The sequence below is a fragment of the Methylobacterium ajmalii genome (assembly GCF_016613415.1).
Taxonomy (GTDB): Bacteria; Pseudomonadota; Alphaproteobacteria; order Rhizobiales; family Beijerinckiaceae; genus Methylobacterium; species Methylobacterium ajmalii.
Window position 1 is genome coordinate 1 of record NZ_JACWCT010000084.1, and the last position, 10,070, is coordinate 10,070.

Consider the following 10,070-nt stretch of genomic DNA (forward strand, 5'->3'; position numbering starts at 1 on the left):
GATCCGGCCCGGCCCGTCGCCGCCTCGTCCGCACAGGTCCCGACCGCCCCAATCCCGCCAGCCCAGATCCCGCTCGCCCAGACCCCGCCCGTGCAGGCCGCGCCGGCCCCCGCCGCGAAGGCGCCGGCCGAGCCGCGCTACGACCTCGACGTCCTGGTGGCGCGGCTCGACGCGGTCGAGACCGCCGGGGCCGGCCGGCGGGTGCTCCTCGTCGGCACCGGCGAGGGCACCGATCTCGACGACCTCGCCCGCAGCCTCGGCCGTGCCGCCGCCCTGCACGGCCGCGCCCTGCTGGTGCGCCTCGACGGCCCGGCGGACGCGCATCCGGGCCTCACCGACCTCGTCGCCGGCCGGGCCGACTTCACCGCGGCGATCCGGCGCGAGGCCGGCCCGCGCCTGAACCTGATCGGCCGCGGCCGCGGCGAGACCCGCACCCTGGCCGCCGGGGGCGAGGCCCTCGGGCTGACCTTCGACGCCCTCGGCGAGGCCTACGACTGGGTGATCGCCTCGGTCGGCGACGGCTTCTCGGCCGAGACCCGGACGCTGGTGAGCGCGGTGGCGGCCTGGATGGACGCGGTGGTGATCGCCTCGAACGCGGAGGCCGACGACCCGCGCCTGGTCGGCCTGTTCGACACCGCCGAGGCGGCCGGCGTGCCGGACGTGATCGTGGCCCAGGACCGGACGCCGGTGGAGGTCCCGATGCCGTCCTACCCGCTGCGCCGCTCGGCCTGAGGCCGGCGCCCCCGCGTCGGAAGCGGAGCGTCGGTTCCTCCGGGCGCCACGCCGAGACCCCGACGGCTCGCCCGGAAGCCCGGGCGCTCCGACGACCAGGCGTTCGGTCCCGGCTCCCTTCCCCAGACGGTCCCGCCCGGGCCGGAGGATCGGGGGTGCGTCTCTCGCGGGCCGCCTCAGCCGGCCATCCTGCGGGAGGCGTCGCGGACCAGGCGGGCCGCGGCGTCGATCTGCCGGGTCGAGGACGCGACGACGCCGAGATTGCGGCTGATCGCGCCGACCGCCTCCGTCATCGCCTGCATGCTGGACGACATCTCCCGCGCGACCGCCGCCTGCTGCTCGACCGCGGACGCGATCGACGAGGAGATCTCGTCGACCTGGCCGACGGTGGCGCCGATGCCCGCGATGGCGGCGGCGGCCTGGTTGGCGGCGGCCTGCGTGTCGGCGATCTGACGGCCGATGGTCTCGGTGGCCCGGCTGGTCTGGGCCGCGAGGCTCTTTACCTCGGCGGCGACGACCGCGAAGCCGCGGCCGGACTCGCCGGCGCGGGCCGCCTCGATCGTCGCGTTGAGCGCCAGCAGGTTGGTCTGGCCGGCGATCTGGTCGATCGTCTCCACAACCTCGCCGATGCGCTGGGCCGCGGCCGCGAGGCCGGCCACCACCGCCGAGGTCGCGTCGGCCTGCGCCACGGCGTGCCGCGTTACCTCGAGGGAGCGGACGACCTGGTGGCTGATCGCCCCGACGGAGGCGGCGAGCTCCTCGGCGCCGGCGGCGACGCTCTGGGTGTTGCCGGTGGCCTGCTCGGCGGCGCTCGCCGCGCTCACCGCCTGCTGCGAGGTCTCGGAGACCGAGGCCGCGATGCCGTCGAGGTCGCGGTCGATGCCGTGGTGGAGTTCCTCCCGCCGCCGCCGCCGCGTCACCGACGCGGTGACGTCGACGGCGAACTTGACCACCTTCAGGAGCCGGCCGGAGGCGTCGAAGACGGGATTGTAGGTCGCCTGGATCCAGACCTCGCGCCCGCCCTTGCCGAGGCGCTTGTACTCGGCCTGCTGGAACTCGCCCCGGCGCAGGGCCTCCCAGAAGCGCGCGTAGCCGGCGTCCTGCTCCGCCGCATCGACGAACATCCGGTGGTGCCGGCCTCGCACCTCGTCGAGCGCGTAGCCGACCACCGCCAGGAAGTTGGCGTTGGCGGTGAGGACGATCCCGTCGAGGTCGAACTCGATGATGCCCTGCGCACGGTCGAGGGCGTTCAGCTTGCCCTCGCAATCGGCATTGCGCAGCTTCTGGGCGGTGACGTCGACCGCGCATTTGAACACGCCGCAGGGCCTGCCGTTGCGCCCGAGGATCGGGTTGTAGCTCGCCTGAATCCAGACCTCGCGCCCGCCCTTGCCGAGGCGCTTGTACTCGGCCTGCTGGAACTCGCTCCGGCGCAAGGCCTCCCAGAACGCCCGGTAGGCCTCGCCGTCGCGCTCGGCGGGATCGACGAACATGGAGTGGTGCCGTCCCCGGATCTCCTCCAGGCGGTAGCCCAGGGCGGCGAGGAACCTGGCGTTGGCCGTGACGACGGTGCCGTCGAGGTCGAACTCGATCAGGGCCTGCGACGCGTCCAGCGCGGCCAGCCTGGCCTTGAATGCGTTGTGTCCCAGCAGCATCGTCGCCCTCCATCGTCGAGCGGGGCGTTCGCCCCGTCATCCCGGGAACGCGGCGCTTCGGCGCTCTCGTCCCCGGATGGCGGCATGGCGCCATCGTCTTACAGGATGGAACCGCAGGACTGCCACGCCCTCAACGGGGGCCGGCGAAAGCAAGCGTATGCCACCATCCTCGACGGCGATTTCATGCCATCTCCCCGATCCCGGGGAGAAGGGCGCCCCGCCATGAACGGTTTCGTGTCACAAGGCACGATCGCCGCCGCGGCGCCGCCGGTCCGGGCGGGCGGCGGCGTCGCCCATGATGGTCATCGGCTCATGGAATGCCCGGTTAACCGATCGAATGGGATAAAACTGTCCACCGATCGAATCGACCATGGCGAGGACGACGCATGCCGACGCATGCCCTGATGCGACCGCCCGCGACGCCCGAGGCGAACGCCGTGCCGTACGCGTTCTCGTCCCGCCACTTCCTCAAGCTCATCGAGGAGACCGGCAAGGTCGGGTTCTGGTCGGCCGACCTGCGCACCGAGCGGCTGAGCGCCTCGCTCGGCCTGTACCGGATCCTGGGGCTCGACCCGGCCATGGAGCTGACCTTCGGCTTCGGGCTCGACATGATCCATCCCGAAGACCAGGCGACGCACCGCGACCAGATCGCGGTGCTCCGCTCCGGCCAGTCGGTCAGCCGCGAGTTCCGCATCGTCCGGCCGGACCGGACCCAGCGCTGGATCCTGCACCAGGCCGAGGCGATCCTGGGCCCGGACGGCGTGCCGTGCCAGGGCATGGGCGTGGTGTTCGACGTGACGGCCCAGCACGACGCCCTGCGGGCGCTGCTGCAGCGTCACGACCGGCTGAACGCCCTGATCGCCGCCACGGCCTCGGTGTTCTGGGTCAACAAGGCCAACGGCGAGCCAAGCGAGATGCCGCAATGGATGGCCCTGACCGGCCAGACCCACGCGCAGATGCAGGGCTTCGGCTGGCTCGACGCCGTGCATCCCGAGGACCGTCCCCGGACGCTCGCGGCCTGGACCACGGCGGTCGAGCACACGGCGCCCTACAACACGGATTACCGCGTCCTGTGCGCGGACGGGATCTACCGCTGGTTCAATGCCCGCGGCGCCCCGGTCCTCGACCGCGACGGCTCGGTGCGGGAATGGGTCGGGGTCTGCCTCAGCGTCCCGGGCCGGACCCGCTACGGCGCCGCCCGGTCCGAGGCGCCGGCCGCGGCGCCCCGCGCCGCGCCGGTCGCCGACGAGACGCTCACCCCCGCCCAGGTCCGGGGCGCCCGCGCCATGGCGGGCCTGTCGAAGGAGGAACTCGCCGCACTCGCGAACGTCTCGGTCTCGACCGTCAACCGGCTGGAGGCGCCCGGCTCGGCGGTGCGGCCGCGCGCCGACACGCTCCTGGCGGTGCGGCGCGCGCTCGAGGCGTCCGGGGTGGCGTTCACCTTCGAGCCCGGGCTGAAACCCGGCCTGCGGGAGGCGTGACGGCGCCGGAAACGCGGCCGGCTGCCTTGCCCGGCCGCTTCCCGTAAGGTGCGGCGACTGACGCGGCACGGGGAGCCCGCTCCTCCCCGCCCACCCGGACGAGCGCGATGGAACTCAAGTGGATCGAGGACTTCCTGAGCCTCGCCGAGACCCGCAGCTTCTCGCGCTCGGCGGAATCGCGCGCCGTCACCCAGTCGGCGTTCAGCCGGCGCATCCGCTCGCTCGAGGTCTGGCTCGGCACCGCGCTCCTCGACCGCAGCACCTACCCGATCACGCTCACCGCCGACGGCCGCCAGTTCCTGGAGACCGCCGAGGAGGTGGTGCGGCTCCTCACCCTGAGCCGGGCGGATTTCCGCGCCCGCAGCGACGGCGCCGGGCTGCCGGTGGTGACGATCACGGCGCTGCACTCGCTCTGCCTGTCGTTCCTGCCGCGCTGGCTCGGGCGCATCCGCGACGCGCTCGGGCCGGTGGCGAGCCGGGTGCTGCCGGACAACTTCAACATCTGCGTCCAGGCGCTGGTCGAGGGCGGCTACGACCTGCTCCTGACCTACCACCACCCGGGCATCCCGATCCCCCTCGATCCGGAGCGCTATCCCTGCCGGATCGTCGGCCGCGACAGCCTGGCGGCGGTGGCCGCGCCGCGCGGGCTGGTGCCGGATGCCCGCGGCCGCCTGCCCTTGCTGCAATATTCCCGCGGCTCGTTCCTCGGCCGCCTGGCCGGCATCGCGCAGGGCGGTGACGACGCGCCGGCGACCTACCCGGTCCACACCAACGAGAACTCGATGGCCGAGGCGCTGCGCTCGATGGCGCTCGGCGGCCACGGCATCGCCTGGCTGCCGCGCAGCCTGGTGGCCCCCGAGATCCGGGCCGGCGCGCTGACGGTGCTCGGCCGCGAGATGCCGATGGACATCCGGCTCTACCGCAGCGCCGAGCGCCACCGCTCCTTCCTCGACGAGGTCTGGGCCGTCGCGGCGGAGGACCCGCCAAACTATTCGGATGCGGAATAGTTCATGGCAAACATAGCATTGGCCGGGCCGCGCCTGCGGGATTATTCCGCCGCCATCCGCTGACGGCGCCGCGGTTCACCCCGAACCGCCCCGCCCGATCCCGGCCTCGATCCATCCATCCGACGCGGGCTCGAGCCCCGGCACGCCTTCGGGCGCGCCGGAACGCGGCCGCGCGCGAGGAGCCTTCCCTTGACCGCCATCGCAACCCGCATCGAGCACGACCTACTCGGCGACCGGGAGGTGCCGCAGGCCGCCTATTACGGCATCCACACCCTGCGCGCCGTCGAGAACTTCGCCATCACCGGCACCACGCTCTCCACCTGCCCCGACCTGATCCGGGCGCTGGCCGCGATCAAGCAGGCGGCGGCGCTCGCCAACCACGAGCTCGGCCTGCTCGACGCCGCGCGCTGCGACGCCATCGTGGCGGCCTGCATCGAGATCCGGGCCGGTGCGCTCCACGACCAGTTCGTGGTCGACCAGATCCAGGGCGGGGCCGGCACCTCGACCAACATGAACGCCAACGAGGTGATCGCCAACCGGGCGCTCGAACTGCTGGGCGCCACGCGGGGCGATTACGGCCGGCTCCATCCCAACGAGCACGTCAACATGGGGCAGAGCACCAACGACGTGTACCCGACGGCGCTCAAGATCGCCGGGATCGGCGCGATCCGGCGCCTCGTCGACGCCATGGCGGCCCTGCGGGGCAGCTTCGCGGCCAAGGCAGAGGAATTCCACGACGTCCTCAAGATGGGCCGCACCCAGCTCCAGGACGCGGTGCCGATGACGCTCGGCCAGGAATTCGGCACCTACGCCCGGATGCTCGCCGAGGACGAGGCGCGGCTGGGCGAGGCCGAGCTCCTGATCCGCGAGATCAACCTCGGCGCCACCGCGATCGGCACCGGCATCACCGCCCACCCGCTCTATGCCGGCCTGGTGCGCGAGCGGCTCTCGGCGATCACCGAGATCCCGCTGATCACCGCCGAGGATCTGGTGGAAGCCACCCAGGATTGCGGCGCCTTCGTGCAGGTCTCGGGCGTGCTCAAGCGCGTCGCCGTCAAGCTGTCGAAGACCTGCAACGACCTGCGCCTGCTCTCGAGCGGGCCGCGGGCGGGCTTTAACGAGATCAACCTGCCGGCGCGCCAGGCGGGATCCTCGATCATGCCCGGCAAGGTCAACCCGGTGATCCCGGAGGTCGTCAACCAGGTCGCCTTCGAGGTGATCGGCAACGACGTGACGATCTCCTTCGCGGCGGAGGCCGGCCAGCTCCAGCTCAACGCCTTCGAGCCGGTGATCGCCTACAGCCTGTTTCGCAGCCTCGCCCACCTGGAGGCGGCCTGCCGCACCCTCGACGTGAACTGCGTACGCGGCATCACGGCGAACCGCGAGCGCCTGCGCGCCAGCGTCGAGAACTCCATCGGCATCGTGACCGCCCTCAACCCGTATATCGGCTATCGCAACGCCACCGCCGTCGCTATGGAGGCGCACGCCACGGGCCGGGGCGTCTACGACCTCGTGCTCGAGAAGCAATTGATGGCCCGGGACCAGCTCGACAGGGTGCTCCAGCCCGATCGGCTGACGCGCCCGCAGGCCCTCACGGCGATCTAACAGATCGCCGCGATCCCGTGATCGCCGTGGCCCGAACGCGCCGCGGTCGTCCGGATCGCCGGCATGCACCGGACGGAAACGCCAGACATTCGCGGACGAACCCGGGGGCGCCAGATCGCGCCCGGGGTCTTTTCGCACATCCGTTCACCCTTGGGAGGAACACGAAACCATGGCCCACGTCGAATCGACCGGACGCTCGTCGAGCCGGCTGACCCTCTATACCGGCATCGGCCTGGCGCTCGGCGTCGCGGTCGGCGCGGTGCTGCACGGCATGGCCGGCAGCCCAGCCGAGGCCAAGGAGATCGCCGGCTACTTCACCATCGGCACCGACATCTTCCTGCGGCTGATCAAGATGATCATCGCGCCGCTCGTCTTCGCCACCATCGTGTCGGGCATCGCGAGCTTCGGCGACACCAAGGCGGTCGGCCGCGTCGCGGGCTTCGCCATGGGCTGGTTCCTCACCGCCTCGATCGTCTCGCTGTCGCTCGGCTTTCTCGTCGCCAACATCTTCCAGCCCGGCGCCAGCCTCGGCCTGCCGCTGCCGGACGCCGCGGCCCAGACCGGCCTGAAGGCGGCCTCGATCAACCTGCGCGAGTTCATCACCCACGTCTTCCCGACCAGCATCGTGTCGGCGATGGCGACGAACGAGGTGCTGCAGATCCTGGTCTTCTCGGTGTTCTTCGGCTTCGGCCTCAGCGCGATCGACCGGCGCTACGCCGACCCGATGGTCCACATGCTGAATGGCCTCGCCGCGGTGATGTTCAAGGTCACCGACGCGGTGATGAAGGTCGCCCCGCTCGCGGTCTTCGCCGCCATGGCCTCCGTCGTCACCATCCAGGGCCTCGGCGTGCTGATCGATTACGGCAAGTTCATCGCCGTGTTCTATCTTGGCCTCGCCGTCCTGTGGGCGCTGCTGATCGGCGCCGGCTGGCTGGTGCTCGGCCACAGCGTCGTGCGGCTCCTGCGCCTCCTGCGCACCCCGATGATCGTCGCCTTCTCGACCGCGAGCAGCGAGGCCGCCTTCCCGCGCACCGTCGAGGTGCTGGAGAAGTTCGGCGTGCGCCCCCGCGTCACCGGCTTCGTGCTGCCGCTCGGCTATTCGTTCAACCTCGACGGCTCGATGATGTACCAGGCTTTGGCCTCGCTGTTCATCGCCCAGGCCTTCGGCATCCATCTCGGCGTCACCGAGCAGCTGACCATGCTGCTCGTCATGATGGTGACCAGCAAGGGCATCGCCGGCGTGCCGCGCGCCTCGCTGGTGGTGGTGGCCGCCACCGTGCCGATGTTCGGCCTGCCCGCCGCCGGCATCCTGCTGATCATGGGCGTCGACCAGATCCTCGACATGGGCCGCACCGTCACCAACGTGCTGGGCAACGGGCTCGCCACCGCCGCGGTCGCCCGCTGGCAGGGCGAGATGCAGGAGGGCACCGACGAGACGGCCGAGGCCCCCGCCGCGGTCGCGGTGCCGGCCGGCAAGGCGGCCTGAGGCGAGGCCGGTCTCCCCGCCGGCCGCACGCCGGCGGGGCACCATCGCTTCGACGTCGAGCGCGAGGTTTCGCCCTCTTCCTGCCCGCATAGGGCTGGTCGGAAGAACAAGGCCCGGGATCCTCTCTCCCCGCCCGCAGGGAGAGGGGATCCCGCGCTTGGGACTGACGGCACCTTGTCCCGGTGGAACGACGGCGGGGAATGAGGGCGTCGTCAGCCACCCGAGCTCCGATCCCGCCCGTCCCGCGCACTCCGTTCGCCCGTTCTGCGCATATCGCGCACTACGGCGATTGACTCCCCCGCCATTCTGCGCTCTTCAAGCAATAACAAGCGGGCAGTCGCGCCATTCGATGCGCGATCCCCGCGGGGGAGAAGCGCATGGCGATGGAATCGGACAAGGACCTGGGCGGAATCCGCATCAAGCGGGCGATCGAGCGCGTGCCGGGCGGGATGATGGTGGTGCCGCTTCTCGTCGGAGCCGTGATCGCCACCCTGTTTCCGACGACCCCGAAGGTGTTCGGCTCGTTCACCGGGGCGCTGTTCACCGGCGCGCTGCCGATCCTGGCGGTGTTCTACGTCTGCATGGGCGCGAGCATCGACTTCCGGGCGACGCCCTACATCGTCAAGAAGGGCGGCACGCTGCTCGTCGTGAAGGTCGGCATCGCGATGATCCTGGGGGTGGTGTTCGGCCGCCTGCTCGGCGAGGCGCCGATCGGGGCCGGGCTCTTCGCCGGCCTCTCGACGCTGGCGATCGTGGCGGCCATGAACGACACCAATGGCGGGCTCTACATGGCCTTGATGGGCCAGTACGGCCGCCCGCGGGACGTCGGCGCCTACACGATCATGTGCCTCGAATCCGGCCCCTTCCTCACCATGGTGACGCTCGGCGTCGCCGGCCTGTCGGCGTTCCCCTGGCAGACGATGGTCGGCAGCATCCTGCCGCTGCTCGTCGGCATGCTGCTGGGCAACCTCGACCGCGAGATGCGCGCCTTCCTGGGCCGCGCCGTGCCGGTGATGATCCCGTTCTTCGCCTTCGCGCTCGGCACCGGGCTCGACCTGACCAAGATCTGGCAGGCGGGTCTGCTCGGCCTCGGGCTGGGCGTCGCCGTGACGGTGCTCACCGGTATCCCGCTCTTCTTCGCCGACCGGCTCACCGGCGGCACCGGGGTGGCGGGCGTGGCCGCCTCCTCGACCGCCGGCAACGCCGCCGCGGTCCCGGCGATCATCGCCGCCGCCAACCCGGCCTATGCCGACGCCGCCGCCCCCGCGACGGTGCTGGTCGCCGCGACCGTGGTGGTGACCGCGATCCTGACGCCGCTCGCCACCGCCTGGACCGCCAAGCATTTCGGCGAACCGGCGGACGGCGCGGCCGAGCCCGCCGAGGCCGCGCCCGTGCCGGAGCGCGCCTGAGCCATGGCGCGCCGCTGGCTCATCCTCGCCGACGACCTCACGGGCGCGGCCGATTGCGCCATCGCCTTCGCCCGGCGCGGGGCCACGGCCTGCGTGCAATGGGGCGAGGCGGGACCCGGGGCCGACGAGGCGGTCCTGTCGCACGATGCCGACAGCCGCCAGCTCGGCCCGGATGCCGCGGCCGCCCGCCACGCCGCCCTGGCGGAGCGGCTGCACGACCCGGACCGGGCCGTGTTCAAGAAGATCGACTCGACCCTGCGGGGGCAGCCGGCGGCCGAGCTCGCCGCCACCCTCGCGGTCCTGCGCCGGCGCACGGGCGGGGCCTTCGCGATCCTGGCGCCGGCCTTCCCGGCGACCGGCCGCACCACCGAGGACGGGCGGATCCGGGTCGCGGGCCGGCCGCTCGCGGAGACCGAGCTCTGGCGCCGGGACCACACCTACCCGACCGACGCGCTTCCCGCGATGCTGGACGGGGCCGGGCTCACCAGCGCGACGATCCCGCTCGCCACCGTGCGGGCCGGCGGCGAGGCCCTGCGCGCGGCGCTTCACGCCGCCTCGCAGGCTTTCGCCGTCGCCGTGCTCGACGCGGTGGACGACGACGACCTCGCCCGGATCGCGCGGGCGGGCCTCGCCCTCGACGCGGCCGGCCTCGCCTGGGTCGGCAGCGCCGGCCTCGCCCACGCCCTGGCGGCGGCGGA

8 protein-coding genes and 1 pseudogene are annotated in these 10,070 nt (G+C 72.3%); 8 read left to right on the forward strand and 1 reads right to left on the reverse strand.

What is annotated here, in order from left to right; all coding sequences use genetic code 11:
- Nucleotides 1–732: pseudogene (locus HPY23_RS15765) on the forward strand (lipopolysaccharide biosynthesis protein); the annotation flags it as partial.
- Nucleotides 733–908: 176 nt separating this feature from the next.
- On the opposite strand, the gene HPY23_RS15770 reads toward HPY23_RS15765, so the two are convergent.
- Nucleotides 909–2,384, reverse strand: coding sequence for a methyl-accepting chemotaxis protein (locus tag HPY23_RS15770; RefSeq protein WP_091885621.1), 1,476 nt, complete (start codon nt 2,382–2,384; stop codon nt 909–911).
- Nucleotides 2,385–2,606: 222 nt separating this feature from the next.
- Here HPY23_RS15770 and HPY23_RS15775 point away from each other — a divergent pair, with 222 nt between their 5' ends.
- The 7 genes from HPY23_RS15775 to HPY23_RS15805 form a co-directional block, all read left to right on the forward strand.
- Nucleotides 2,607–2,789, forward strand: coding sequence for a hypothetical protein (locus HPY23_RS15775; protein ID WP_139234940.1), 183 nt, complete (start codon nt 2,607–2,609; stop codon nt 2,787–2,789).
- Nucleotides 2,771–3,865: a PAS domain-containing protein gene (locus HPY23_RS15780; protein ID WP_236012885.1), complete on the forward strand. Its 1,095-nt coding sequence runs from the start codon at nt 2,771–2,773 to the stop codon at nt 3,863–3,865. Before HPY23_RS15775 ends, HPY23_RS15780 begins: the two co-directional genes overlap by 19 nt.
- Before the next feature lie 107 nt (nt 3,866–3,972).
- The gene (locus HPY23_RS15785; protein ID WP_060850744.1) at nt 3,973–4,872 is read left to right on the forward strand and encodes a LysR family transcriptional regulator; all 900 of its coding nucleotides are present in this window, start codon (nt 3,973–3,975) and stop codon (nt 4,870–4,872) included.
- Nucleotides 4,873–5,061: 189 nt separating this feature from the next.
- Nucleotides 5,062–6,477 (forward strand): aspartate ammonia-lyase, encoded by a 1,416-nt coding sequence (aspA, locus tag HPY23_RS15790; protein ID WP_091885624.1) that lies wholly within the window; start codon nt 5,062–5,064, stop codon nt 6,475–6,477.
- 169 nt (nt 6,478–6,646) lie between these two features.
- Nucleotides 6,647–7,963, forward strand: a complete 1,317-nt coding sequence (locus HPY23_RS15795) for a dicarboxylate/amino acid:cation symporter (RefSeq protein WP_091885627.1) — start codon at nt 6,647–6,649, stop codon at nt 7,961–7,963.
- 377 nt (nt 7,964–8,340) lie between these two features.
- Complete coding sequence (locus HPY23_RS15800; protein WP_236012886.1) at nt 8,341–9,372, forward strand: 2-keto-3-deoxygluconate permease; 1,032 nt, start codon at nt 8,341–8,343, stop codon at nt 9,370–9,372.
- A 3-nt stretch (nt 9,373–9,375) separates the two neighbouring features.
- Nucleotides 9,376–10,070 (forward strand): four-carbon acid sugar kinase family protein (locus HPY23_RS15805; RefSeq protein WP_200649644.1); only part of this gene is annotated, 695 nt, incomplete at its 3' end.

Bases quoted from the DNA above. Each gene is read 5' to 3' on its own strand.
- HPY23_RS15785 (WP_060850744.1), top strand. From the start codon at position 3,973: ATGGAACTCAAGTGGATCGAGGACTTCCTGAGCCTCGCCGAGACCCGC.
- HPY23_RS15795 (WP_091885627.1), top strand. From the start codon at position 6,647: ATGGCCCACGTCGAATCGACCGGACGCTCGTCGAGCCGGCTGACCCTC.
- HPY23_RS15800 (WP_236012886.1), top strand. From the start codon at position 8,341: ATGGCGATGGAATCGGACAAGGACCTGGGCGGAATCCGCATCAAGCGG.
- HPY23_RS15780 (WP_236012885.1), top strand. From the start codon at position 2,771: ATGCCGACGCATGCCCTGATGCGACCGCCCGCGACGCCCGAGGCGAAC.
- HPY23_RS15775 (WP_139234940.1), top strand. From the start codon at position 2,607: ATGAACGGTTTCGTGTCACAAGGCACGATCGCCGCCGCGGCGCCGCCG.
- HPY23_RS15770 (WP_091885621.1), bottom strand. From the start codon at position 2,384: ATGCTGCTGGGACACAACGCATTCAAGGCCAGGCTGGCCGCGCTGGAC.